This window comes from uncultured Ruegeria sp. (assembly GCF_947500045.1).
In the GTDB taxonomy this organism is placed as follows: domain Bacteria; phylum Pseudomonadota; class Alphaproteobacteria; order Rhodobacterales; family Rhodobacteraceae; genus Ruegeria.
Map to the genome: position 1 here is coordinate 162,823 of NZ_CANMQQ010000007.1, position 23,519 is coordinate 186,341.

Below are 23,519 nucleotides of genomic sequence, written 5' to 3' on the forward strand. Positions count from 1 at the left end.
ATTCTACGGAAGCAGCTTGCTTGGCAGCTTCCCTGAAGATACGCATCGAGCCATTCAAGTTTTACTCAGAACCAGGCAATCGAACTTTTCAGAAATGTAACTATGATCCTGGTCGTTGACGTGCCTGCCCTATTGCCCGCCCGCAATATTAACTTTGCCCACAATCTTCGCACCGCTTTCGGTTTCCATAGTGCGGGCCTCTACATCAGCCTGAACATGTGAGGTCGATGCAATCTTCAGATCGTCACATTTCAGACGACCTTGATGCTTGCCTTCCATAACGATCTTTTTTGCCGACAGTGCACCGTCAACCGACCCGCCAACCTGAACAGTGATTGTATCAGCGCTGATGTCACCAACCACACGGCCTTTGACTTCAACGCCGCCCGCACTTGAAACGACATTGCCTTCGATTGTCAGGTTTTCTTCTACTATTGAGTTGGTCACATTGAGATCCTCTGACTGAGATAGCGGCGACCCTAAGACGGAAGCTGGGATTTGGCCACCTGCGTCTAAGGTGACCTAATCCCGGGGCGAAGATTCGCCTTTAACCACAGGCAATACTACAGCACTGCTGTATTTGCATTTCCGGATGCTCTCTCTACTTGGCAAAGGCGCGCGCCAGAACCGAGCCCATACGCTGTGCGAATGCGGATGGGTCGATGGGGGCTTCACCTTCGACGATGCGGGCTTGATCCAGCAATAGATGGGCGGCGTCTTTCAGCAGGTCGTCATCGTTCACATTCTCTTGCGTGGCACGGTCTGCCAGTTTGGTAACAATCGCATGGCTGGGGTTCAGCTCAAGAACGCGCGGGGCGCCGTGCTGCAACTGCCCGTGGCGTTTTAACAGGCGCTCCAGATTGACATCCATGTCCCCGTCATCGGCTATGAGGCAAACTGGGCTGTCGGTCAGACGCTTCGAAGGGCGCACGTCTTTGACGGCTTCGCCCAGTTCGGCCTTAAACGCAGCGATCAGAGCAGAGAGATCAGCTTCTTCTGGTTTTTCTTCTTCCGATTGGGCTTCATCTGCCTTGATCTCGTCGAGATCTGCTGCCCCGCGGGTGATGGACCTAAATGGCTTGCCGTCGAATTCTGTGATGTGCTGCAACCAGAACTCATCCACGTGGTCGGACAGGAGCAGCACCTCGACCCCTTTGGCTTTGAAGCCCTCCAGATGTGGAGACTGGGCCAGTTTGGCCGGATCTTCGCCAGCGATGTAGAAGATCGCCTCTTGCCCCTCTTTCATACGGGCCACGTAATCGGCAAGGCTTGTCAAGTCACCGACAGCGGTGGAGGCGAAGCGGCAAATCTCGAGGATCCGATCGCGGAGCGCGGCATCTTCGACCAAGCCTTCCTTCAGCACTGCACCGAAATTGCCCCAGAATGTTGCGTACTCATCAGGTACCTTGGTGGCTTTTTTCTTCAGCTCACTCAGCACTTTTTTCGTGATCGAAGTCTTGATCTTCGTGAGTTGTGGGTCGGTCTGCAACAACTCTCGCGAGACGTTCAGAGACAGATCCTGGCTATCCACAACCCCGCGCAGAAAGCGTAGATACGCTGGTATCAGATCCTTCGTAGTCTCCGAAATGAAGACCCGGTTGACGTAGAGCTTCACATGGTTCTTGCGCTCGGGCTCAAAGAGATCGAAGGGCTGGGTGCTGGGCACAAAAAGCAGGCTCGTGTGATTGAGTGTGCCTTCGACCTTATTATGCATCACGTTCCACGGCGCATCAAAGGCGTGGGAGCAATGGCGGTAGAACTCGGTGTATTCCTCCTCCGAGATGTCCTTCGCAGGGCGGGTCCAAAGCGCTTCGGCTGAATTAAGCGTGTCTTCTCCAAGTTTGACCGGGAAGTTGATATGCTCGGAGTAGGTCTTGATGATGTGCCGAATACGGGCCTCTTCGGCAAACTCCTTGGCGTCTTTCTTGAGGTGCAACGTCACTGTAGTTCCGTTGGTCACGCGCTCGGTCGGCTCGATGGAGAACTCGCCCTTGCCGTCAGAAGACCAAAGCCAGGCCTCGCTCTCGCCTGCCTTGCGGGTCACGACATCAACCCGAGACGCCACCATGAAAGCTGAATAAAAGCCCACACCAAACTGGCCAATCAGGCCTGGCTTGGCTTTGTCGTCAGCCTTGAGCGCTTCAACGAAAGCACTGGTGCCGGATTTGGCAATGGTGCCAAGGGTTTCAAGCAGATCAGCGTGGTTCATGCCGATACCATTGTCCGAAATCGACAACGCCTTGGTCTTGGCATCAATCTCAAGCGTGATCGCAAAATCCTCGGATGGTGCAAGCGACGCGTCGGTCAGGGCTGCGTAGCGCAGCTTGTCATAGGCGTCGGATGCATTGGAGACGAGCTCGCGCAAAAACACCTCGCGGTTGGAATAGAGCGAACCTGCGACGATTTCCAAAAGCTGGCCCACTTCGGTCTGGAAGGAAAACGTTTCTTTCTCAAGAGTCTCCGTCATGGCTCGTAACTCCTATTAGCAATCGCGGCGCAAACTAATGATCTATCATGCCGGTTTCAACTAGCCCCAAGGGCCACCTCTCGAAGGTTGGGCGCTGCTTTTCAACCCTTTGGCACTACCAAGTGCCCGCAGCTTGGCGATGCGCTTTTCAATTGGCGGGTGTGTGGCAAAAAGGCTATCCACCGCCTGCATGTGAAGCGGGTTGACGATGAACATATGCGCCGTGGCCGGGTTACGTTCGGCAGCAATATTGTCGATCCGACCAGAGAGCTGGCCCAATCTGGCGAGCGCTGACACCAACCATTCGGGATTGCCGCAGATCGCGGCCCCCTCGGCATCTGCCTCATAATCACGCACCCGGCTGATCGCCATCTGCACATACCCGCAGCCAGGGGCGCAAGGATCATCATCGCGATAGTACCGACAATACCCAAAGGCCTGTCGCGCCCGCCGTCAAAGAAGATCGCGAAATTCGCCAGCATCGAGACCGCTCCGGCCAGGGTTGTGGTGATGGTCATCGTAAGCGTGTCGCGGTTTTTGATATGTGCCAGCTCATGAGCAACAACAGCAGCCACCTCTTCGCGGCTCATGTTGCTCAACAGGCCGCGTGTGACTGCGACTGCGGCATTCTCCGGATTGCGCCCAGTAGCAAATGCGTTGGACTGCTCGGTCTCCATGATGTAGAGCGCGGGCATAGGCATACCGGCTCTCCGGGCCATCATTTCGGTCATCTTCCACAGCTCCGGTGCCGAGCGCGCATCAACACGCCGCGCACCATGCATACGCAGGACGGCTTTGTCCGAATTCCAGTAGGAGAAGAAGTTCATCGCAAATGCGAGGCAGAGCGCGATGACAAGGCCCACCTCACCGCCCAGCATGAGCCCGATGACACCCACGAAAGCTGTCATCACGGCCATGAGAACAAACGTACGCACCATCAGACTTGGCCTCCAAAACCCATCGCCGCGCATATAGGATCTGCCTTTTGCGAGAACAATGACCTGGCACGGGAAGTAGCTGGATTGCGGGCAAAGCTGCAATTCGGAGAAACCAATTTGACTTCTCCTATCCCAAGCTGCGACCTTTGATGTTAGAACCGCAGAAGAAAAATATTGAACAGATGACTGACAATGAAGCTGGAATTTCATCACATTAACTTTGTGGCCGACGATGTCGATCGCATGCACGACTTTTACACAAGCGTGCTTGGTCTTGCTGACATCCCACAACAAAATTTCCTTCGCACTAAAGCAAACGAAGATATGGGCTATGACGGCAAAATCAGATTTGCGACCGAAGGTAGCATACAGATGCATCTTGCAGAACGGGACTTAGGTGTCGCGTTCAAAAACATGCATGCAATTAATCCGGTTGAACGAGGGCATATTGCCTTTCGTACCGATGACCTTGATGCCTTTCTCAGAAAGCTCGATGAACACGGCATTCCATACTCAGACTATGGAACGGCTTTCTCGAAAGAGTGGCACCAAGTGTTCTTTCACGACCCAGAAGGCAACGTGATTGAAGTTCATCAAAAAGTCTCCACCATGGGATAGGCAAATCGCTTGCGAAGCGAAGTTCCACTCGAGCATTTGTGGGCCCAAAGCGGACATTTCCAACTGAGCTTTACAGTCCCTGACGGGCAAAAATGCGAGTGCTCTTAAATCTTTGTTTGATGAGATCACTTAGCTAGCGCTTTGGATATGCGCTCAACTAAAGCCTTCTGAACAACGGCAAACCTTGGGGTTTGCGCGATTTCCTCTAACGTCGCGACCCATAGTGGAACCTCGATCTCAGGATTCACGTCCTGCGACCGTTTAAGGCGGGTATCCACGTCGCCAAAAAATGACGGCAGAAAGGTTTTACCAGCTCCCGAGGCCGCCATCTGCTGCAGCACCAGAAAACTGTCTGCTCCGTTCGTCATTTCGTCGGCGCTCACATTCGCTTTCAGCCATTTGGCAGGAAGTGAACGGCTTAACGCCCCATCAAGCCTCATCCAATTGCGATTTGGGAATCCGTCGTCGAAGACGCCGAAGGACAGCGTTCCTGCACGTTGCCCGACTAGCCCTTCCCCAAGCTTTATCGATGGGCGCACAGCAATGTCTGCTGTCAGTCTGGAAAGATCATGGTGGCTATTTTGGCTCAGCAGAGTCAAATTCAAGCCTGGGTAAAGAAGTGAGATTTCGTTCAAGATGCGAGGTAGAACAATCTGACAAAGACTATCGGTCGATGTAATGCGCACCTGCCCCATAGGAGACCGATTTGCTCCGACAACTGCCCGCTCAACCGACAGCACCGCTTCTTCAACGCTTTCCATGGCCGAAAAGACCGCACTGGCTTCAGGGAGAACGGAATATCCTGACGGGTTTTTCTGAAAAATCCGGCAACCATTGCGCTCTTCGAAAGCGGCCACTCTGCGCAAGACTGTGGCATGCGTAACGCCCAGGGCCACCGCCGCCGCGTTCAACGAACCGTATTTGCTTACTGCTAACGCGTACCGAATATCATCCCAGTTTTCATTGTTCATAAATTAACAGGTGACGACTAATAACAAACAATTACAAGTAAATTCGTTCAAGGTAACATTCGGGGTATTGAACAGGGAGACACACCATGATGCAGAAAATTTCGATCTTTGCGGCCAGTATTTTATCGGTGGCTGCAATTGGCACAGCCATCGCCCACGAAAGCGAAAACCCGGCTGTGAAAGCTCGAACCTCAATCATGCAACTCTATGCCTTCAATCTTGGTACACTTGGCGGCATGGCCAAAGGCGAGGTAGATTATGATGCCGAGGCCGCAACACGGGCTGCAAACAACCTTGTTGTACTAACGCAGATCGACCAATCCGCGATGTGGCCCGCGGGATCCGACAATGTATCCGATCCGTCCACCAGAGCGCTGCCTGCGATCTGGGAAAACTTCCCTGACGTTGGTGCGAAAGGGCAAGCCATGGCAGACGCAGCTGTTGCGATGCAGGCTGCGGCTGGCCAAGATGTTGATGCCCTGAAAGCGGCTATGGGCGATCTGGGTGGAAGCTGTTCAGCATGTCACAAAGCGTACAGAGCACCGAAAGACTAATTGGTAGATAGTTGTGAAGCGGTTTTTCCTTTTCACCGCTTTCGTTGCACTTTTAGTTGGGTTGGCCGGTTTGGTGCTGACCCGACCACAAAGAATGGATCAGTCTCAACTCGACGATCTGAACCCAGATCTCGCCAGAGGTGAAATCGTGTTCCACGCCGCAGGATGCGCATCCTGTCATTCAGCGCCGGATGCGGTTGGTGAGGAAAAGTTCATGCTCTCCGGTGGTCGCCGGTTCGAGACGGAATTCGGCACGTTCATTGCCCCCAACATTTCCAGTCACCCAGAAGTTGGTATTGGGTCCTGGTCTGCCCTTGATCTGGCCAATGCCCTGATCCACGGCACCGGACCCGAAGGGCAACACTATTTTCCTGCGTTTCCTTATACGTCTTATGCCAACATGTCAGTCGAAGACGTTGTTTCGCTTCGCGCATTCCTCGGCACGCTGCCAGCGGTCACGGCAGAAAGCAAAGCGCATGAGGTTGGTTTCCCTTTCAACATTCGACGCGGACTGGGCGGATGGAAGCTTTTGTTCATGTCGCCAGGCTGGGTAGTCGAAGGTGATCTGACCAACCAACAAAGGCAAGGCCGGTATCTGGTGGAGGCGTTGGGTCACTGCGCCGAATGCCATACGCCGCGAAATGGCTTAGGTGGTCTGAAACGAGACCTTTGGCTGACAGGTGCACCAAATCCAAACGGGAAAGGTCGCATCCCCGGCCTTACCTCAGGCCAGCTTGATTGGTCCGAGGCTGACATCGCCGAGTACCTGAAATCTGGTTTCACGCCGGATTATGACAGCGCAGGTGGTGAGATGGTGGACGTCATCGAGAACACATCACGCCTCACGGATAAGGACCGTTTGGCGATTGCCGCCTATCTCAAAGCTGTTCCTGTTTCATCGACGGGGCTTTCATCCGAATAACAGTCGATTGGCGCGATGCAGCGGGGACCAGATGCTGTCGCCGGTTGCCGGTAGGAAGCGGCAGGGCCTATTCCCTTTCTACCAAACACCTGTTTTACGTTTTGAAAACCGGAACTCAGCAGTCGCACGAGTTTCTGTTCATGATTGACTGAGGGTCGTGACCGAATGACACAAAAATTTGCTCTTTGGTCCATTCCGATTTCCATTGCGGTACTGGCCCTGAAACTGCTGGCCTGGTGGCTGACGGGTTCGGTGGCGTTGTTGTCAGACGCAATGGAATCAACTGTAAATGTCGTCGCGGCGCTGCTGGCGTATTTTGCGGTTCGGATTGCCAATATACCCCCTGACGAAAACCACCCCTTTGGTCACAAAAAAGCCGAGTATCTTTCCGCCGTCGCCGAGGGCGTACTGATTGTGCTGGCGGCGTTCTTGATCATCAGAGAAGCTGTGCTGGCGCTCCCGAACCCGCATCTTGAGGGTGCGCCACTTCTTGGAATCGTCGTAAATGTCATTGCAACTGGTGTGAATGGCGCATGGGCCTACCTATTGCTCAAAATCGGCAGGCGCGAGGGTTCGCCGGCATTGGAGGCAAGCGCCCGACACATTTTCACAGATGTCATGACTTCAGTTGGTGTCATCGCAGGGCTGATACTGGCGCTTGTCACCGGCTGGTTGATCCTCGACCCAATTCTGGCAATTCTTGTTGCGTTGAACATCTTGTGGGAGGGATGGAAAGTTATTCGGGCATCCGTCGATGGTCTGATGGATGTGACCCTTTCGGATCATGACTTGCAGATTGTTTCTAACGCAATCGAAGCAAATCTCGGCACAGCCTTAGAGTACCACGATCTCAAAGGGCGCAGATCCGCAAATGTCATCTTTGTCGAGTTTCACCTTGTTGTGGACGGCACAATGCCAGTCAGCGCGGCGCATGATATATGCAATGACATCGAGGAAGAATTGGATCGTTTGTATCCGGGTTCTGTCTTTGTCATTCACCTCGAACCTGATGACGAATTGAAGGGTGTCGGGGTTAAATGCCACTAAACTAGTCAATTAGCTCTACAAAACACTATCGGTTTGACTGATCTGTTTAAGACGTTCGGCTTGAAATTCGTCAGACCTAAGCCCGGTGTGGGAAAGCCGGACCAGAAGTAACCTGTCTTCAATGTCACGAAGCGTGATGATCAGAATTGGAGGCGAAAATGAAAATTCAAAGAAAGCTGGGTCAGCTTCTTAGTACTGCGGCGTTGGCTTCGTTGATTGCGGCGACACCTTATGTGCCAGCGTTTGATGCCGATGGTCGCCTACATTTTGAACCGTCATATGCCTTTGCCAAGAGCGGCAAGGGGAAAGACGGGGATGGTCGCGACGATGATCGGGATGATGATCGAGACGACGACAGAGATGATGACCGCGACGACAACTCGGGGTCGGGGAACAGCGGCCGTGGTGGTGACCGAGACGATGATCGTGATGACGATAGAGACGATGATCGCGACGACGACCAGGATGATGATCGTGACGACAATTCGGGATCAGGCAAAGGTGGTCGCGACGATGATGATAACGACGATGACGATGACGATGATGACTCTAAACGCTCCAATAGAGGCAGCGGAAAGAAGGATCGGTCTCAAGCAGGCGGCAAGCTGTCGGGTTCGGCTGGATTAACAAAGGTCGAAACAAACGCTAACGGCATTGAAGTGCGTTACGCCGACGGAACCAAGGAGGAGATTGAAAACGGACGGTATGAGAGAAAGAATGCTCAGAACCGAACTGTTGAGGAGCGCCCCGCGACCGGTGCGGACGTCTCAAGGCTTCGGTCATTGGCGAATGGTATCTCAATCGACAACGTGCGTTCTTCTGGGCAAGGCGGCACTGCTGGAAGTCGACCCACGAAAATCGAACGCCAGGGCAACAATATCGAAGTGAACTATGCCAATGGTTGGAAAGAAGAGATCGAGTTTGGGCGCTACGAGTTGAAAGACCCATACAACCGGACTGTTGTTGAAAGAAACGCAACGGCCTCTGATCGCCGGAGGTTAAAGTCGGTTGCCAACTGAACCGCAACTCCAGTGGATGATCCGTTGGCGGCTTCTCTCTGTGGAGGGCCGCCATCGTAGTCAAAGAGACTATAGGTAGTCTCCCTTATTCCAAACATCATGGGCAATGAGTGCTGCCTCTACCCGATTTCGCGCATGAAGCTTTGACAGGATTGCCGTCATGTAGTGCTTCACGGTTTTTTCCTGAAGGTCTAGCTCGTCGGCTATTTCACGATTACTCAGTCCTTTGGCCACACGTCTCAGTATTTCCTCCTCACGATGCGTAAGGTCATCGAGCATACTGCTGTTAACAGACATGCCGGTGTCAGCGTTGATTTGAAGCAATACCCGCGAGGCCAAGCCCGGAGAAACGAACCCTTCACCTGCGGCGATGCTGCGTAAGGAAGCGGTTAGTTCGCTCGCGGTTACTCCCTTCACAATGTACCCAACTGCGCCCGCCTCCAAGGCGTCCGCGACATCGCTGCTGTTCTCTGAGACTGTCAAGATTGCAATGAAGGGCGGATTTGCCATCGCTGCAATTTCACGTGTTGCGCTTATCCCGCCACCGGGCATCGAGAGGTCAAGAATGGCTATGTCCGGCTGATGCGTGCCGACCAGCGATACTGCCTCTTCAGCGCTGGACCCGGCAGCCAAAACTTCAAAACCATCAGCTTCATCCAGCGTGCGTTGCAAACCATCCCTGAATATCGGGTGATCATCAGCTATTACGACAGATGTAGTCATGATGTGCCTAACTTTCTGGGAAAGAGTGTCATAGAAACGGTGGTGCCCTCACCTGGTCTCGATGCGACTTCGAACCTGCCGCCAATACTCTCGACCCGATCCCGCAAGCCCATAAGCCCCTGGCCACCATCGTCTCGCAACGCGGTTTCTTCTGACCTGTCAAAACCAGGTCCGTCGTCTTTGACCTTTATAACTATGCGGTCGTTCTGCGCCTCAGAACTTACGGTGCACTTGGAAGCTGGAGCATATCTCGCGGCATTGGAAAGCGTCTCCTGAAGGAACCGAAAAACGCACAGCTTGTCGGACAATGACAACTCTGGGGCCTGGCTACCCAAAAGTGAAATATCCGGTCGCAACGGGCCGTGTTCGACGTGATCCTCTACGGCTCTCTTCACAACATCGACGAGTGACAAGCTGTCGATATCTGGCGCAGAAAGCCCTCGCGATATTGCACGAATTTCAGCCAGAGATTTTTGCAAAGACTGCTGAATTTCCTCTGCCTCTTTAGAACTTTCAGACTCTTTGGAAAACGCCGCCTCCAGTCTAAGGGCGGCGAGCGACAGGTATTGCGCAGGACCATCATGTAGCTCGGCACCGAGATTTTTGAGGAACCGATCTGTTTGCGTGGCATATCTTTCTGACGCATCTACTACACGCGACCGCAGCCGGGCATTCTGCTCGGCCATCCTCTCACTTTCTGTCAGGCGCTGTTTAAGAAGAGCCCCCTGTCGTCGAATAGTTTTGTTGCCAATCGCGACAATGGAATACAGAACAATAGTACTTGCCAGAAATGCGGAACCGACGACCAACCAACTTGTTCGCCTGGCCTTGGCTAAGTCTAACTCAAGCTGATCAGCTCTTTCGTAGAACTCTGCAACTGCGATGATTTCGCCGGACCAGAGTTCGCGGATGGGACTGTAAACTTCAAGTAGTGGTATCCCCAATGCCGCCTCGGCGGCGCTCTCGGCATGATCAAGCTCTTCGAAAGAGCCGGAGATATCACCGCTCCACGCCCGCCTTAAGTCACCCGTTGGATTGAAGCGGTTTCCAATGATTTCTGTATCCGAGGCATGTGCAATCACCCCGCCTTGCTTCCAGAATTTGTAGGAGACGATGCGGTCCCGCATTGGCTGCGTCATAAAAATCTCGTCCAGCGCTCGGCTCGCCTGCTCAGAAAGATGATCGCCATGTGCCAATTCCTGGCTGAGCGGGGACACTACGCTTTCCATATATAGCGCAGCAGAGTTTGCGGAGTTTTGCACAACTGCGTTCTGGATTCGATTTGACACCCAGACCCCGACTATTGCGGTAGCAGTGCCCATCACGAAAGTACTGGCCGCAAGAAACACTCGCGACAACGACCAATTTCCAATCGTCCGGTCAGTTATTTTCGCTCTCATCGTGAAATCGACTATGAACTACAATCTTTTATCGCACCACAGACCTTGGTCTGACGTGATTTGGCTAAATCTCAGACCCTGAGCTTCGATCCAGTGGTCAGAGTCAGATATCATCCATGGTTCTCAATCTTTGCAGCATCGGGCATTGAACGTTTCCGCTATCACAATTGGCCGTAAGCTCACTCAAGGCGTGCTCCAGGCGTCTGAGCTCACTAATCTTGCTTCGAACGCTGGCAATGTGTGCCTCGGCCAGTTCTTTCACTGACCGGCAGTCTTCGGCACTTCCTTCTGACAGCTCCCAAAGCGCCTTTGCGTCAGATAGAGGAAACCCCAGGTCGCGGCATTTCTTCAAAAACCGAAGTCTACCCACATCGTTTGCTGAATAGAGGCGACGATTGTTCAGAGCTCGTGCGGGTCTTGGTACGATACCTTCGCGTTCGTAATAGCGGATGGTTTCTATTCCGACCCCGGATTGCCGCGAGGCCTCACCTATCGCAATCATGTGAACCGCTCCCTCTTGATCCTGTAGTTGCTACAGGAGTTATACGCTCTGAATGCCGGTGCCTCAACACAATCAAATCGAGTACCTCGGGTGCGAAAGTTGAAGAAATATTTGAGCCTCAGCTACTTGGGATCGGTTTCCGCTCTGGGGGTTGCAACATGCTGTGTCCTTCCAATGGTCATGATGTTGCTAGGCTTGGGCGGCAGTTGGTTGGCGGTATTCGGAAGAATAGCGGCGGCAAGCTACTATGTTCTTGCCATCTCAACAGCGCTGGTCGCGGTTTCGTGGTTCGTAGCGCATCGAAACGGGACGTTGGCAAATCTAAAATGGTGGCTTGTTGGAAGCTCAGCGATCACCACGCTGGCATGGGTCATCGTGTTCAATGAGGCTCAAATCAACGATTATCTAATCATGCAGATGTGAGACAATGACAAAACAAACTGTGGTGCTGGATAGCACTTTGACCTGCCCTGAGTGCGGACACATTGAAACCGAAAAAATGCCAACCGACACGTGCCAGTGGTTTTATGAGTGCAAATCATGCAAGGCAGTCTTGAAGCCACTAGAAGGCGATTGCTGTGTCTTTTGTTCCTACGCAACTGTCCCATGTCCGCCAATTCAAGACGGCAGTTCGTGCTGCGGTTAGAGGCAATGCCATCTACTTAAGATCAATGTTCGTGACGGCACAGCTCATGGTCGGCGAGTGAAGCAAGCACGTAGCAGTGCTCTGAAACGCCATCTCCATTACAGCCTTTTGAGATCCGGTTCAGCTCTTTCTCAAGTGCGCGGAGCCTTTTGATTTTTGCTCGGACCTCCGAGAGCCGAGCGGTTGCTATGTCGGTTGCCGCTTTGCACGAGCGATCCGGATGGCCTTGTAAATCGATCAGTTCAGATATCGCCTCAAGCGAGAACCCAAGGTCACGCGCGTGCTTGATAAAACTAAGGCGTTCCATGCCCGCCGCATCGTATCGCCGCTGATTGCCTTCGGTGCGTTCTGGCGCACTGAGCAGCCCCATTTCCTCATAGTAACGAATGGTCGGAATCTTGACCTTTGTGCGCTTGGACAGGTCACCAATCGAAAACATCGAAGTACCTCTTGAACCTCTAGTCACTAGAGATACTACACTATACGAAAGACAGATTCAAAGAGACCTCCCTATGTCAGGATGTTGCGGACATGACGTCAAGTTCGATGGCGTTTCAGATGATTACAAAAGGCGATTGTGGATCGTCATTGCTCTTAATGCCACGATGTTCGTGGTCGAGATGACCGCTGGGCACTATGCGAAATCTCAGGCACTTCAGGCCGACGCACTCGACTTCTTGGGAGATGCCCTGACCTACGGTATTTCTTTGGCTGTCATTGGCGCTTCAATCCGTGCACGCACAAATGCTGCCTTGGCCAAAGGCCTCAGCCTCTTTCTGATGGGTTCATGTGTGTTCGGATCGATAGTTTATCGCGTGTTCTATGTCGGAGTTCCTGAGGCTGAAATCATGCGGGTGGTGGGGTTCCTTGCTCTGCTTACAAACCTAGCCAGCGTTCTTCTACTCGTCAGATACAAAGATGGAGACGCGAATGTCCGCTCTGTCTGTGTGGTTTCAACTGATCGCCGCAACACAAGTTTCAAATTTCTCTGCTGGTGTTTGGTATTGCAAGGTTTTTCGAGATCGCTCGTTAAGCTGGCGCGCAACGGCGCTGAGTTTGGCCTGGCTAAAGCCTGATATGTCAGTGCATTTGGGGAAGTATTGGCGAAGCAACCGGTTGGTATTTTCATTGCTACCGAGTTGCCAAGGTGACTGCGGATCACAAAAATAGACATTAATCTTTGTCGCCATGGTGAACGTCACGTGTCCTGCCATCTCAGAGCCACGGTCCCATGTCAGTGATCGGTACAGCTCTTTGGGCAACTTGCGGGCCTGCTTGATCAGGGCCGTGATAAACTTTGGGTGTCCTTGTTCTCGACTTTGGCCAACATCACAAACCGGGAATGGCGCTCCACGAGTGTGGCGATGTAGCTGTTGTTGGACCCCACGATCAGGTCGCCCTCCCAGTGCCCCGGCACGGCCCGATCCTCGACCTCTGGAGGGCGCTCGCTGATCGGGATCGCGTTCTTGATCTTGCGCAGTTTCAACCCTTTCTGAGTTGCGTGCCGTGACCGCCTGATGGCACGCGGGCTGCGCAAGCACTCCAGCAATTCCTTCTTTAGGACCCCACGGGTCTGCACATAAAGGCAGCGATAGATCGTCTCGTGGGACACGCGATGCTGCTCCTCGTCGGGATGTTTCCGCTTGAGCCAACCAGCAATCTGCTGCGGCGACCATTTCCGACGCAGCTTGCGTGCAATCAGGTGGCACAATGGATCATTGAACGAGAGTTTACATGATTTGGGACGCGTTGCGCAGTCCCAGGCCCGCTGATCCGAGCGCGCCGTGCGATAGGCCTGACGCCCACCATTTCTGCGAACCTCTCGGCTGATCGTTGAAGGCGACCGGTTCAGGCTCTTGGCGATAGACCGCAACGACCGCTCTGAAACCAAGCCGCGAGATATCTCCTCCCGCTCCGTCAGGCTCAAAGCAAATCGCGACCTCTTACGGCGGCGGGCCGGATCCCGCCAAACAGAGCCAAATGCGGAATGATCGAAGACGATGCACGATTGAAATGCCGTCCAATCGAGCTCATCGATTCTCCGCGCTGCCACCGATCCCACATCTCCGATTTCTGTTTGTCCGTGTAAAACGTCCGCGTCCGATAATTCATCTCTCACACTCCATCTTGCCAAAAAGAATAAAGTGTTGCGCTCACCCGTTGAAACCCGCCGCCCAAAGCGGACATTCGTAACAAGGCTTTGCAGTTCCGGCTTCGGACTATAAGCCGTCAGAGATTGATGGGAGGTGTCGACACACTGGTTAGCGTCGCCGTTGCAAACAGGATCAGGACAACAGCCAACATCTCCATTGAAATCGACCGCCGGAGAGCAATTTCCGCGCCACGCTTCTCAGCCCTGAGAGCAGGAACAAATCTCAGCTTGTTCAGCGCCGCGAGGCCAAGAAGGGCAGAAACGATCACGACTTTGACCAAAAGCCCCAATCCATAGGCCGTTCCGAACAAGGCGGCCACAGTGCCCGAAAGCAGCCACGCGAGCGCCGCGCCTGCAACAATCAGGACGGCAACTCCATAAGCAGCGACACTGCCAAAGTGGTGCAGTAGATCGGCCCTATTGGGAGTGAGCGCCGCTTTGCGCAAAGGCAGGAGAGCACCGACCCAAAACGCGGCAGCCAGCAGATGAAGAACCAGCAAGACAGCGAGAGCCGCTCTAGGCTCTCCGAGCGAGTGTCCCACCTGGGCAAATGAAATCGCGATGGCGAGGCTACCCGCCAAAGCGATCCACTGCCCGACGCGGGGAAGCAGGATTGCCAATATCGCGAGTTCACCCACTCCTCGCCAAATCGCGGCGGTGCCAAGCGGACTATCCCAAACAAAACCAAGCATCATTGGGTCCGTCGCGCCCTCAAAGCCCATCCCGGATATCCGCGCTGCTCTGATGCCGAAGCGTAAAGCCAGTACGGCGAGACCGACAATCGCAGCTCCGACCGCGAGGTGCCGTGCAAGGCGTAGAACAGACTCTTCAGCGCGCTTGTCAAAGAGGACCGTGAACAGGACGCCACCCATCGCCAGCAACACCAATCCGTAGCCAAGTGCTTTCGCCAAAATGGCCAAGACGACAACACCGTCAATGGGGGCCAGTCCAGTCATTTAGCGACTGTGAAAGAGAAGCTGCCCTGCATCGGGTGACCGTCGGAAGCCATACCGCGCCAGTCGAAGCGGTAGCTTCCGGGTGCAAGCTCTTCCAACGGCACAGCCCGGAATTCTGTAGCGGGGTCCATACCCGTTTCGCGGTCAATTTCGACGTCGCCATCTGGTGAGGTCAGCGTGACCGAGATGATGCGCATCGGATCATCGAACCGCATGGTAAGCTCCGGCACGTCCGTTACAGTCGCGCCGTCAGCCGGCGTCGTTTCTTCGGACTTGGAATGCGCGGCCGCAAGTATTGGAGCCATTGCTACGACCAAGCCGATAAGAGTTTGTTTGATCATCTGAGTTTTCCTCTATTCGGATTGGGCATTCAGCTCGTCGTGGTATTCACGAAGATCATTTGGCCAGGTTGACTTGATATAAGAAAGGACCGCTATGATTTCGTCATCGCTGAGCACACCTTCATAGACCGGCATACCGGTTGGGGGCGCATTTTCCATCAGTCCGGCCAGGCCAAATTTGGTCAAGGTGAAGAGCGTTTCATCATCGTGGTGCCACGTATGCCCTGTGGTGTCATGCGGTGGTGCTGGTAGCAAACCATCCTCGCCGCGTTTCCGCCAGTTTGGCTGTCCTTCAAGGTTCTCACCGTGGCAGGCAGCACATTGGTCCGCGTAAATATCTTGGCCAATGGCGACAAATTCCGCGTCATCAGGTGTTAAAAGACCGACCGCTTCAGAGGCTTGGGCCAGAACGAACGCTACGGAGAAACCGGCGAGCGCAAGCCCACCGATAACCAAGAGTGTTGTGCGCCCTACCATCAGGTGTCGAACGGCTGAGCTGTGCCCGCGCGGTAGTACACCGTTCCGGTCCCAGCCTCTCCCCCAAATGCGATGACGTCGTAGCGGGCGGACGGATTGTCGCCCATACCAGGAGAGCCCATTGGCATGCCAGGAACAGCTAGCCCTGTGATGTCAGGTCGATCCTTCAACACGGCTTCCAGTGCTTCGAACGGCACATGGCCTTCAAAGACATAACCATCGGCTTCAATGGTGTGACAGGATGCGAGGTTCAGCGGGATACCCCGCGCTGACTTCTGTGCCTCGGGGTCTGTCAGTTCCTCAACGGTGACGGCGTAGCCACGTGCGCGAGCCAAGTCGGCCCATGGGTGACAGCATCCGCAACCTGGTGAACTGAGCACGTGGATTGGGGTGCCTGCGCGGACGGGAAGAGCGGTCGCGATGAAAGCAGTTGCAGACAGTGTGGTGAATTGACGACGTGTGATCATGTCTGTCGGTCCTTTGATGTGAAATTTGAACGGAATGCGGGCGAGCGCCCGTTGCCATTCAGGCTTTCGGAGGACCGGTGGGGACGCCCAATGCGAGGCTCGAAAAAACGGAACCAGCGTGCGTCACACCACCTACTGAGATCACCAATGGAACAATTGGCGAAATCCCCGCCGTTGCGACAAAATCACCAAAACAGGATGTCGAACCCATGCCGCTAGTGGTGTCGCAACAATCCGCAGCAGCTTTCTCGGCATTAGCCAACGGATCGTCGTCCGCCATTTGAGCATGATGACCAGAATGATCCGATCCATGGGTCAAGCCATGCTTCACCGACGCTGCGGATGCGCCAGAGAATGCAACAACAAGAAGTATCGACAGGACCAAGCGAAACATACCAAATACCTACTGGGGGTATGTTGTTTTGACAAGTTACGAGGATGTTTCGCCATATATATCCTAGTTGCACCCATTTTGGGTGCGCCACATCTCTGGATCATGCCCGGCTGGAACAGTGGAACATGGATCACCTGAAATTCCGGTAAAACTGAATTTTGACTGACCTGCGTGATAGTCAGCAACGGCAAGGTCAGCAGGTGGGCGTTTAACCCAAGGTGTTTCCGGTGATGAAGGTGTACGAACTTTCGACCAGATCGATGACGACATCCAACTCTTCTGGTGTGGTCGGTGTATATATCATGACAAAGCCGCTCCACCCAGGACGTTGTTTGGCCCAAGGGTGAGCTACGGCCCAGCCGGCCTCAATTGCCCGTCGGGCCATTGCCGGGTGCAGCGAAGCGTGCAAACTGCCATCAGGATGCATATGCGCAAACTCAAACCCACCGACGATAGAGCTCGGTTGAGACAACAACATGTCGGGATCAAGCTGAAAGCCAATCGCGCCAGGTAGTGATATGCGTGTGGGGCCAAGTGTGACCCCTGGGAATTGCGCAACTCGCTCCAGCAAGAGCTGGGCCAATTCGGCATCAATTTCGACACCAATCTGAGTATGCGGTACGCCGCTTGTCGTTTCGGGACGGGGCGAGGTGCGCTCCGGCAAGGAGCGCTCTTGCGCGGACGCCATTGAGCACATCAATACCACTACCGTCACAGCAACCGCCAATGTTCTCAGGTGCACATTCATCGTGTTGACCATCTGCCAATCAAAAAGATTGAGTGCTGAGCGCAGTATCGGCGCCCTTGCACACATCATTCAGCCTTTAACGCTTCGATATTGATCAAGAGCTCTATTTCGTCGCTCACCGCTGGCGCAAATGCCCCAAGTCCGAATTCAGACCGCACGATAGTCGCCGTGGCAGCCAGCCCCAAGGTCGGCGTGCCCTCTTTTGGGCCAAACGGGTATGGCGCTGACTTGTTAAGCGTTGTTTCCAGAACAACAGGTTTGGTGTTACCATTCATGGTCAGGTCGCCAGAAATATTCGCGGTATTGTCCCCGGTCACTTCAATGCTGGTTGAAGTGAATGTGACCACGTCACCGTCGCTCGCGCTGAAGAAGTCTTCAGACATGAAGTGTTGCAGACGGGCATCCCAGCCCGTGATCATGGATTTTACTGGCATAGACACTGTGACAGACGACGCGGACGGGTCATCTTCGTTGAACTCTATCTCGCCGCTAAACCCTGAGAACATTCCATACGTTTCTGAGAACCCAATGTGGTCGTAGCTGAACAATACCTGGCTGTGTCCAGGATCCAGCTCGTAGGTGCCACTCTCGGACAATGCGGTTGTCGCGCTTATCAATAAGAGTACCGCCAGCGGGGTTGCTGCCAATTTGAACATTGATACGCTCCCGTTTTGACAAGACTAGTTTGCGGAATTGAGTATTGAGCTTTGGTTTTTACGTGGTCATACTTTTAGAACAAATTGCTCTATTCCGCAACAATATGTTCTATAGGAGGGCGTTTGAAAGAAGATCCTAGGCTGATCGCCACACGACAGACGGCGCTTGATGCGGCGCAAAAGATACTGATGGATGAGGGCGTGCTGCACGTAACTCATGGCGCGGTTTCAAAGGCAACAGGCATTTCGCGCAGCACACTTTACAGGCACTGGCCAGATGCGCGTAGTCTGCGTGATGCAGCATTTCGGCGCATCGCAACACCGCCGAACATACCGCCCAAAACCGATGGCCCGCTGCGATCTGACCTGCGCTGGTTACTCGGTGTACTGATGCGAGCCTTGAATGACACACCATGGGGCCAAATCGCGCCACAGGTGGTCGCTGCTGCGTCCAACGATGCAGAAGCGCGGTTGGTGATCACTGAATTTATGAAAGACAGGTTCGCAAGTGTTGAAGCAGTATTTGCAGCAGCAATAGGCCGCGGTGAGATCACCGCCGACGTTCCGGTTGAACAGCTTATAGAACTAGCAGTCGCGGTACCTTATTTCCGCAAGCTCATACGTCACGAGGCCCTGGACGAAGATTGGTTGGACAAACATGTCGATCTGCTTTGCAGTATCGCGAAAACCAATTCGGGACATAGGGGTTGATTCAGGCTGGGTGCTGAATAGGGCGGTAAAGAATTTTCCGAAAAGGTTGTTTTGAATCCGACCCTTCGCTGCGCCTCTTTTGAACTGGCGAGATGCGGACCAATCCCGACCTTGGGTTTCGCGCCTTCGCTGACGCAGCATTGGTTTGCGGTCGCAGCGCAATTGATTTTGCAGCGCGGCGTGGGGCGTCAATCCGGTCATTCGTGGGTGTCGATTCCGCTCGTACCAATACCGTATTTTCGCGGCAACCTGGATCAACCATCGAGACGCGGACAAAGTGCGCTTTCGCTGCGGCTGTGCGTATGTCTGCATTCAATCAGTGGACAAAAAAGAGCTTTGAAAACTCGCGCCTCCAGGATGCCACTTCAGAGGCCACTTTCTCGCCATCGAGCCCACGCTTAATCAGACTGGCCAGTTGCTCCGCATCTGCCGACGTCATGCCCCAGCGGACAAGTTCGGGCGTGCCGATTCGCAATCCGTTCATGTCGCCATCAACCGTCGCCGCTGGAAGACCAATCCCGCATGCAAGGAAGCCATTTGGGCGCAAACCCTTCGAGGCCGCTTGCCCGCCGCCATAGCGTTCGGCCAGAATTGCAAATTGGTGGGAATTGGTGAACCCGTGGCCATCCGCAAAGACAGGCACACCCTGCGCGTCCAGCGCTGTAGCCAAGGCCTGCGACATTGAAATCATTTCATTGGCATAGGCTGCACCAAAATCTCTCCAATCGAGCATGGTCACGGCCAATGCAGCGGTTTTCGCTGCGTCGAAATTGGCTGTCATGCCGGGAAAAGCAATCGCATCCAGGGCCCGCGCGATCTCGGCGTCATTTGACACAATCAATCCTCCTGCCGGACCGCCAAGGCTCTTGTAGGTGCTCATGGTCATGAAATGTGCACCTTCAGCCAACGGGTTCGACCAAGCGCGTCCGGCTATGATCCCGCATTGATGAGCAGCGTCGAACATAACCTTGGCACCAATCTCATCGGCAATCGCCCTCACTTCGGCCACCGGATGCTCAAAAAGATTCAGGCTTCCGCCGATCGTTATCAATTTGGGCCTCTCAGCCAGAGCCAAAATCCGAAGCCGTTCCAAATCAACAGTATACCCGTCCGCGTTGACCGGAGCCTCAATCGTTCGCAGTCCGTAAAGCCCAGCACAGCCCGCAACATGATGCGTGACATGGCCACCAATCGAAGCGGGTGGCGCAATGACCGTGTCCCCTGGCTTGCAGGTCGCCATGAACCCATAGAGGTTGGCAATCGCGCCGGACGGAACGCGAACTTCAGCATATTTGGCGTCGAATACGTCTGCGCACAGCTGCGCCGCGATCACCTCGATCTCCTCAATTGCTTCCAGCCCCATTTCGTATTTGTCGCCCGGATAGCCCAAAGACGGGCGTGACCCGATGCCGGAAGACAAAAGCGCTTCAGCCTTGGGGTTCATCACGTTTGTTGCCGGGTTGAGATTGAAGCACTCTTCTTCATGGATCACACGGTTCTGTTCAGCGAGTGCCTCAATCCGTTTCAATAAAACATCAGACCCAGCCGAAGTCGTCTTCCGTGCGATGTCTTGAACCAGTAATTCGCTTCTGCTGGGCACCCAGTCTCGTTCTGCAAGTGTCATTGGCCGTCCTCCTTTTCAGGATGTTGTGGCGGCGGAACCGTGACAGCGCAAATCAGATTTGCTATTTCTTGGCGTAGAAAAACTAAGGCTAGAGACATGAGTGTTGCGCCCAAACGCCCCAAAGGGCCTCCGTTGAATGCCATGCGCGCCTTTGAGGCTGCAGCGCGGCATGTCAGCTTTGCCGCTGCGGCAGACGAGTTGAACGTGACGCCCGGAGCGATTTCGCAGCATATCAAAACACTTGAAAGCTGGGCGGGCGCGCCGCTATTTCGCCGCAACGCTCAGGGCGTCGCGTTGACCAACGCGGGCGCTTCTTTGGAAGCAAGCTTCTCCTCCGCCTTCGACGGGCTGGCCGATGCCGCGCGCGCGTTACGCAATCTCAAGCCCAACGCGGACTTTCACATCGCAGCCTTGCCGTCCGTCGCTCAGCTGTGGTTGCCGAAGAAGTTGAGCAAGGTCAGGGCCCGGTTTCCTGAGATCAACTTTTCAGTCACTGCGATGGAGCACCCGCCAAGCCTGTCGCGGGAACTGTTCGACCTGGCTATTTTCATCGGCGTTCCCGACCAGGCAGACACTCAGATCCCCATCTGCGCTGATGAAATCATTCCGGTTTGCTCCCCAGCTCTTTTGGATCGAGTGGACACTCTCGATTCCATGACCTTGCTCCACGACCAGACATGGGCCGATGACTGGAGCATTTGGGCCAAGGCGACTGGCGTACCTCTGAGGGAGTTCCAAAACGGTCCCCATTTCTCGCTCTACAGTTTGGCGGTTGAGGAGGCGAAGGCGGGCGCTGGAGCTTTGATGGGGCACTTGTGTTTGGTCGAAGATGCACTAGTTAACAATGCACTCAAACCGGCAAGCGATCACTCTTGCAACACCGGTCGCTTCCTTTTTTGCCAGATACCAGAGTCCTCCAGGCAGAGGGCCGAAACCCACCAAGTCGTGTCTTTGCTTTCGTAAACCACCAGAAAGCCGTCATTCGCTCGTCGTGCAGCATCCGTCTCTTTGGGCTCGCTCCTGTCTTTCTCTGCGCTATTGATGAGCGGCTGGTCGCAGCCCAAACTTGCCGTTCAATTGTGACGCGCCGCTCTGAATGCTGCATGTGCGAGGATTTCCAACCATTCCAGCGAAAGCGGACCTTCAACCGGTCCCGAGTACTCTTGCTGATGCTGCAAGCTGCACCAGAGGCAGCGAAGCGCAGAAAGTAGACTTTGCAAAGTCGAGCGCACTGCCGTTCACAAACGCTAGAAAATCGAATTCGATGCCGCGTTACTCGGGCAGCCCTGCCGCGCGTAACCCATCTTGAAAGCGGCTTTGTCCAATTGGGTCAGTAATCTGAATAAAGCTCGTGGAAATGCTTGCATCAGGCATCCGCTCCAAGATTGCTGCCACCACCAATGCGGCCTTTTCGGCTTCTCCAAGTTGACCATAGGCGGCTGCACGCCACCACAGGTTCCCGATGAAACGCGGGTTCTTGGCGCGAGATATCTCTAGATGCTCCAGCGCTTCTTCATATCGACCTTGAAGGTAAATTGCTTGCCCCAACAACTGGTCCGCCAGCCAACTGTGAAATGGATTCAAGCGAACGGAAAGGCTAAGCAATTCTTCGGCCTCTGCTCCGCGACCCAGAAAGATCAATGCCAGTGCCGACCGGGTTAGCAGGTGCGGATGCGCCGGTTCGAGTTCCATCGCGCGCCTGAACTCTACAAGGGCACCTTCGTAGTCGCGCAGGTTCAGTAATGCTTGCGCCAAGACCTGGCGTGAATACCAATCGTTGGGTTCAAGGCGCACGACTTCCTTCCCAATTTCAAGCCCGTTCTCAAGCGCAATTTTTGGGTCTTTTGCGATACGAAAGTACCCGGTTTGTGTCTCGACGAAGCCCAACAGCGCTTTGGCTCGAACAAAGTTTGGATCTAAAGCGAGCGCTTCACTGGCCAAGGCGCGCGCTCTGCTGAACGAGGCGGGTGTGTTCACCCAACTTGCCTCGTCCGCGCGCGCCCACAACAAAAAGGCTTCTGGGTTCTCCGTAAAGCGGTGCCGGTCCTGCACGCGTTCAAGATCTTCGGAAAATTGCTGAGCCAATTCTGTCACAAGCGCATCCTGGAGTTCAAAGACGTCTTCGGATGCTCGTTCTATGCGGCCACTCCACATTATTCGCCCGGACAACGTATCGATCAGTTCGACGTCGACGCGCATTTGATCGCCTGATCGTCTCAGCGAACCGCGCACAACGTGAGCAACGCCCAATTCTTCTGCTACGGTCGCGGGGCTAGCGTTCTGGTCGCGGTATCGCTCTGTCGAACTGCTCGCAATCACGAACAGTCCGTTAACCTGTGCGAGAGTACGGGTCAAATCCTCACTCACCGCTTTTGCCAGCAGGGTGTCTTCTTCGGCACTGGTCAGTGTCTGAAAGGGAAGGACTGCAACGGATGGTTTGTCAGGAAGATCGAGTTGCATCCTTTCAAGTGCCGCTGCTTCCACCTCGCCGTGCCGCAAACGGTCCCAAGCGGTCAAGCCTAAGGTGAGCAGAGCCAACAAAACAAAACCTGCTGAAACTGGCTTCAATAAACGCCATTTGCTTGTGCCTAGTGCAGGAGGCCGAGAGTCTGTGCTGGACTCCACAACGTTAAAGACACGAACCGGTCGGGCGATATTTTTTACTTGGATTTCTCCAAGATCTTGCAGCGTGACATCCAGCTTGTCCCGGATTTGATCGCGTGCCGAGCGTGAGATTGCTATACCGCCGGGCTCGGCCAAGGCCTCAATCCTGGCAGCAACGTTGATACCATCTCCGTGAAGGTCATCCCCCTCGACTATGACGTCACCCAGATTAATTCCGATTCTGAACGTAAGCTCACTATGGTTGGAAAAGTTCTTTTGAATTGACGCTGCGCATTCGACGGCCTCGACGACAGAGGCAAACTCGGCCAGATAACCGTCCCCCATAGTTTTGAACAAACGTCCGCGATGCCGTTCGAGAGCAGGGGCTATGATTTCATCAAACGCTGCGTTCAAAAGCGCTCTTGTGCCGGTCTCGTCGTGCTCAATCAGCGAGGAATACCCGACTACGTCGGCCGCGAGTATCGCGGCAAGCCGACGCTCTACTCGGTCCTCAGTCATAAATGTCGCCCAATTCGGCCATACCTAATAATTGCCGAATATCGACTGGAATGCACGTCTATC

General features: G+C 54.2%; 26 protein-coding genes and 2 pseudogenes. 10 read left to right on the forward strand and 18 right to left on the reverse strand.

Annotated features, from left to right (window positions below; genetic code table 11):
* Positions 1–129: 129 nt before the first annotated feature.
* The 3 genes and pseudogenes from Q1B46_RS13530 to htpX form a co-directional block, all read right to left on the reverse strand.
* Positions 130–447, reverse strand: a complete 318-nt coding sequence (locus tag Q1B46_RS13530) for a polymer-forming cytoskeletal protein (RefSeq protein ID WP_299948792.1) — start codon at positions 445–447, stop codon at positions 130–132.
* A gap of 154 nt (positions 448–601) precedes the next feature.
* On the reverse strand, positions 602–2,467 hold the full coding sequence (htpG, locus tag Q1B46_RS13535) for a molecular chaperone HtpG (protein WP_299948794.1): 1,866 nt from the start codon (positions 2,465–2,467) through the stop codon (positions 602–604).
* Positions 2,468–2,527: 60 nt separating this feature from the next.
* A pseudogene (gene htpX, locus Q1B46_RS13540) lies at positions 2,528–3,405 on the reverse strand (zinc metalloprotease HtpX).
* Positions 3,406–3,597: 192 nt separating this feature from the next.
* On the opposite strand from htpX, the gene Q1B46_RS13545 reads away from it, so the two are divergent.
* Positions 3,598–4,023 carry a VOC family protein gene (locus tag Q1B46_RS13545; RefSeq protein ID WP_299948795.1) on the forward strand — a complete coding sequence of 142 codons (426 nt, stop codon included), beginning with the start codon at positions 3,598–3,600 and terminating at the stop codon, positions 4,021–4,023.
* Between the two features lie 125 nt (positions 4,024–4,148).
* Here Q1B46_RS13545 and Q1B46_RS13550 read toward each other — a convergent pair whose 3' ends face one another.
* On the reverse strand, positions 4,149–4,994 hold the full coding sequence (locus Q1B46_RS13550) for a LysR family transcriptional regulator (protein ID WP_299948797.1): 846 nt from the start codon (positions 4,992–4,994) through the stop codon (positions 4,149–4,151).
* A gap of 86 nt (positions 4,995–5,080) precedes the next feature.
* On the opposite strand from Q1B46_RS13550, the gene Q1B46_RS13555 reads away from it, so the two are divergent.
* The 4 genes from Q1B46_RS13555 (at position 5,081) to Q1B46_RS13570 (ending at position 8,536) form a co-directional block, all read left to right on the forward strand.
* Entirely contained in the window at positions 5,081–5,548 is a 468-nt protein-coding gene (locus Q1B46_RS13555; protein ID WP_299948799.1) for a cytochrome c, read from the forward strand.
* A 94-nt stretch (positions 5,549–5,642) separates the two neighbouring features.
* Positions 5,643–6,470 carry a cytochrome c gene (locus tag Q1B46_RS13560; RefSeq protein ID WP_299948801.1) on the forward strand — a complete coding sequence of 276 codons (828 nt, stop codon included), beginning with the start codon at positions 5,643–5,645 and terminating at the stop codon, positions 6,468–6,470.
* Positions 6,471–6,635: 165 nt separating this feature from the next.
* Entirely contained in the window at positions 6,636–7,517 is an 882-nt protein-coding gene (locus Q1B46_RS13565; RefSeq protein ID WP_299948803.1) for a cation diffusion facilitator family transporter, read from the forward strand.
* 146 nt (positions 7,518–7,663) lie between these two features.
* A complete protein-coding gene (locus tag Q1B46_RS13570) occupies positions 7,664–8,536 on the forward strand; it encodes a hypothetical protein (RefSeq protein ID WP_299948805.1) in 873 nt (290 codons plus the stop codon).
* 69 nt (positions 8,537–8,605) lie between these two features.
* Here the strand turns inward: Q1B46_RS13570 and Q1B46_RS13575 are convergent, their stop codons facing one another.
* The 3 genes from Q1B46_RS13575 to Q1B46_RS13585 all read right to left on the reverse strand — a co-directional run bounded on the left by Q1B46_RS13575 (position 8,606) and on the right by Q1B46_RS13585 (position 11,161).
* Positions 8,606–9,259, reverse strand: coding sequence for a response regulator transcription factor (locus Q1B46_RS13575; RefSeq protein ID WP_299948807.1), 654 nt, complete (start codon positions 9,257–9,259; stop codon positions 8,606–8,608).
* Entirely contained in the window at positions 9,256–10,476 is a 1,221-nt protein-coding gene (locus Q1B46_RS13580; protein ID WP_299948809.1) for a sensor histidine kinase, read from the reverse strand. The genes Q1B46_RS13575 and Q1B46_RS13580 overlap by 4 nt, the downstream gene beginning before the upstream one ends.
* Before the next feature lie 286 nt (positions 10,477–10,762).
* Positions 10,763–11,161 (reverse strand): MerR family transcriptional regulator, encoded by a 399-nt coding sequence (locus Q1B46_RS13585; protein WP_299669637.1) that lies wholly within the window; start codon positions 11,159–11,161, stop codon positions 10,763–10,765.
* A 90-nt stretch (positions 11,162–11,251) separates the two neighbouring features.
* Here Q1B46_RS13585 and Q1B46_RS13590 point away from each other — a divergent pair, with 90 nt between their 5' ends.
* Together Q1B46_RS13590 and Q1B46_RS13595 are read left to right on the forward strand one after the other, a co-directional pair.
* A complete protein-coding gene (locus tag Q1B46_RS13590; protein WP_299948812.1) occupies positions 11,252–11,584 on the forward strand; it encodes a hypothetical protein in 333 nt (110 codons plus the stop codon).
* 4 nt (positions 11,585–11,588) lie between these two features.
* A complete protein-coding gene (locus Q1B46_RS13595; protein ID WP_299948814.1) occupies positions 11,589–11,807 on the forward strand; it encodes a GDCCVxC domain-containing (seleno)protein in 219 nt (72 codons plus the stop codon).
* Between the two features lie 22 nt (positions 11,808–11,829).
* Here Q1B46_RS13595 and Q1B46_RS13600 read toward each other — a convergent pair whose 3' ends face one another.
* Positions 11,830–12,246 carry a helix-turn-helix domain-containing protein gene (locus Q1B46_RS13600; protein ID WP_299948816.1) on the reverse strand — a complete coding sequence of 139 codons (417 nt, stop codon included), beginning with the start codon at positions 12,244–12,246 and terminating at the stop codon, positions 11,830–11,832.
* 73 nt (positions 12,247–12,319) lie between these two features.
* Between Q1B46_RS13600 and Q1B46_RS13605 the strand changes: the two genes are divergently transcribed.
* Positions 12,320–12,883, forward strand: a complete 564-nt coding sequence (locus Q1B46_RS13605; protein ID WP_299948818.1) for a cation transporter — start codon at positions 12,320–12,322, stop codon at positions 12,881–12,883.
* Here Q1B46_RS13605 and Q1B46_RS13610 read toward each other — a convergent pair.
* The 8 genes and pseudogenes from Q1B46_RS13610 to Q1B46_RS13645 form a co-directional block, all read right to left on the reverse strand.
* A pseudogene (locus tag Q1B46_RS13610) lies at positions 12,788–13,919 on the reverse strand (IS30 family transposase); the annotation flags it as partial. The gene Q1B46_RS13605 and the pseudogene Q1B46_RS13610 overlap by 96 nt on opposite strands.
* Positions 13,920–14,036: 117 nt before the next feature.
* Positions 14,037–14,915, reverse strand: a complete 879-nt coding sequence (locus Q1B46_RS13615; protein ID WP_299948820.1) for a CopD family protein — start codon at positions 14,913–14,915, stop codon at positions 14,037–14,039.
* Positions 14,912–15,256, reverse strand: coding sequence for a copper resistance CopC family protein (locus Q1B46_RS13620; RefSeq protein ID WP_260023800.1), 345 nt, complete (start codon positions 15,254–15,256; stop codon positions 14,912–14,914). Before Q1B46_RS13620 ends, Q1B46_RS13615 begins: the two co-directional genes overlap by 4 nt.
* Before the next feature lie 12 nt (positions 15,257–15,268).
* On the reverse strand, positions 15,269–15,733 hold the full coding sequence (locus tag Q1B46_RS13625) for a cytochrome c (RefSeq protein WP_299948826.1): 465 nt from the start codon (positions 15,731–15,733) through the stop codon (positions 15,269–15,271).
* Positions 15,733–16,200 carry a DUF411 domain-containing protein gene (locus Q1B46_RS13630; RefSeq protein WP_299948828.1) on the reverse strand — a complete coding sequence of 156 codons (468 nt, stop codon included), beginning with the start codon at positions 16,198–16,200 and terminating at the stop codon, positions 15,733–15,735. Before Q1B46_RS13630 ends, Q1B46_RS13625 begins: the two co-directional genes overlap by 1 nt.
* 58 nt (positions 16,201–16,258) lie before the next feature.
* Entirely contained in the window at positions 16,259–16,594 is a 336-nt protein-coding gene (locus Q1B46_RS13635; RefSeq protein ID WP_299948830.1) for a hypothetical protein, read from the reverse strand.
* Positions 16,595–16,802: 208 nt separating this feature from the next.
* Positions 16,803–17,258: a luciferase family protein gene (locus Q1B46_RS13640; protein WP_299948832.1), complete on the reverse strand. Its 456-nt coding sequence runs from the start codon at positions 17,256–17,258 to the stop codon at positions 16,803–16,805.
* 149 nt (positions 17,259–17,407) lie between these two features.
* On the reverse strand, positions 17,408–17,998 hold the full coding sequence (locus Q1B46_RS13645; protein WP_299948834.1) for a YceI family protein: 591 nt from the start codon (positions 17,996–17,998) through the stop codon (positions 17,408–17,410).
* Between the two features lie 123 nt (positions 17,999–18,121).
* On the opposite strand from Q1B46_RS13645, the gene Q1B46_RS13650 reads away from it, so the two are divergent.
* On the forward strand, positions 18,122–18,709 hold the full coding sequence (locus Q1B46_RS13650) for a TetR/AcrR family transcriptional regulator (protein WP_299948836.1): 588 nt from the start codon (positions 18,122–18,124) through the stop codon (positions 18,707–18,709).
* Positions 18,710–19,025: 316 nt separating this feature from the next.
* Here the strand turns inward: Q1B46_RS13650 and Q1B46_RS13655 are convergent, their stop codons facing one another.
* Positions 19,026–20,333 (reverse strand): aminotransferase class I/II-fold pyridoxal phosphate-dependent enzyme, encoded by a 1,308-nt coding sequence (locus tag Q1B46_RS13655; protein WP_299948838.1) that lies wholly within the window; start codon positions 20,331–20,333, stop codon positions 19,026–19,028.
* 141 nt (positions 20,334–20,474) lie between these two features.
* Here Q1B46_RS13655 and Q1B46_RS13660 point away from each other — a divergent pair, with 141 nt between their 5' ends.
* Positions 20,475–21,296, forward strand: a complete 822-nt coding sequence (locus Q1B46_RS13660) for a LysR family transcriptional regulator (protein WP_299948924.1) — start codon at positions 20,475–20,477, stop codon at positions 21,294–21,296.
* Between the two features lie 309 nt (positions 21,297–21,605).
* Here the strand turns inward: Q1B46_RS13660 and Q1B46_RS13665 are convergent, their stop codons facing one another.
* On the reverse strand, positions 21,606–23,456 hold the full coding sequence (locus tag Q1B46_RS13665; RefSeq protein WP_299948840.1) for a tetratricopeptide repeat protein: 1,851 nt from the start codon (positions 23,454–23,456) through the stop codon (positions 21,606–21,608).
* Positions 23,457–23,519: the final 63 nt, after the last annotated feature.

Excerpts from the sequence above, each read along its gene's own strand:
- htpG (WP_299948794.1), bottom strand. The coding sequence starts at position 2,467 with ATGACGGAGACTCTTGAGAAAGAAACGTTTTCCTTCCAGACCGAAGTG.
- Q1B46_RS13545 (WP_299948795.1), top strand. The coding sequence starts at position 3,598 with ATGAAGCTGGAATTTCATCACATTAACTTTGTGGCCGACGATGTCGAT.
- Q1B46_RS13550 (WP_299948797.1), bottom strand. The coding sequence starts at position 4,994 with ATGAACAATGAAAACTGGGATGATATTCGGTACGCGTTAGCAGTAAGC.
- Q1B46_RS13555 (WP_299948799.1), top strand. The coding sequence starts at position 5,081 with ATGATGCAGAAAATTTCGATCTTTGCGGCCAGTATTTTATCGGTGGCT.
- Q1B46_RS13560 (WP_299948801.1), top strand. The coding sequence starts at position 5,643 with ATGGATCAGTCTCAACTCGACGATCTGAACCCAGATCTCGCCAGAGGT.
- Q1B46_RS13565 (WP_299948803.1), top strand. The coding sequence starts at position 6,636 with ATGACACAAAAATTTGCTCTTTGGTCCATTCCGATTTCCATTGCGGTA.
- Q1B46_RS13575 (WP_299948807.1), bottom strand. The coding sequence starts at position 9,259 with ATGACTACATCTGTCGTAATAGCTGATGATCACCCGATATTCAGGGAT.
- Q1B46_RS13585 (WP_299669637.1), bottom strand. The coding sequence starts at position 11,161 with ATGATTGCGATAGGTGAGGCCTCGCGGCAATCCGGGGTCGGAATAGAA.
- Q1B46_RS13595 (WP_299948814.1), top strand. The coding sequence starts at position 11,589 with ATGACAAAACAAACTGTGGTGCTGGATAGCACTTTGACCTGCCCTGAG.
- Q1B46_RS13600 (WP_299948816.1), bottom strand. The coding sequence starts at position 12,246 with ATGTTTTCGATTGGTGACCTGTCCAAGCGCACAAAGGTCAAGATTCCG.
- Q1B46_RS13605 (WP_299948818.1), top strand. The coding sequence starts at position 12,320 with ATGTCAGGATGTTGCGGACATGACGTCAAGTTCGATGGCGTTTCAGAT.
- Q1B46_RS13615 (WP_299948820.1), bottom strand. The coding sequence starts at position 14,915 with ATGACTGGACTGGCCCCCATTGACGGTGTTGTCGTCTTGGCCATTTTG.
- Q1B46_RS13620 (WP_260023800.1), bottom strand. The coding sequence starts at position 15,256 with ATGATCAAACAAACTCTTATCGGCTTGGTCGTAGCAATGGCTCCAATA.
- Q1B46_RS13625 (WP_299948826.1), bottom strand. The coding sequence starts at position 15,733 with ATGGTAGGGCGCACAACACTCTTGGTTATCGGTGGGCTTGCGCTCGCC.
- Q1B46_RS13630 (WP_299948828.1), bottom strand. The coding sequence starts at position 16,200 with ATGATCACACGTCGTCAATTCACCACACTGTCTGCAACTGCTTTCATC.
- Q1B46_RS13635 (WP_299948830.1), bottom strand. The coding sequence starts at position 16,594 with ATGTTTCGCTTGGTCCTGTCGATACTTCTTGTTGTTGCATTCTCTGGC.
- Q1B46_RS13645 (WP_299948834.1), bottom strand. The coding sequence starts at position 17,998 with ATGTTCAAATTGGCAGCAACCCCGCTGGCGGTACTCTTATTGATAAGC.
- Q1B46_RS13655 (WP_299948838.1), bottom strand. The coding sequence starts at position 20,333 with ATGACACTTGCAGAACGAGACTGGGTGCCCAGCAGAAGCGAATTACTG.
- Q1B46_RS13660 (WP_299948924.1), top strand. The coding sequence starts at position 20,475 with ATGCGCGCCTTTGAGGCTGCAGCGCGGCATGTCAGCTTTGCCGCTGCG.
- Q1B46_RS13665 (WP_299948840.1), bottom strand. The coding sequence starts at position 23,456 with ATGACTGAGGACCGAGTAGAGCGTCGGCTTGCCGCGATACTCGCGGCC.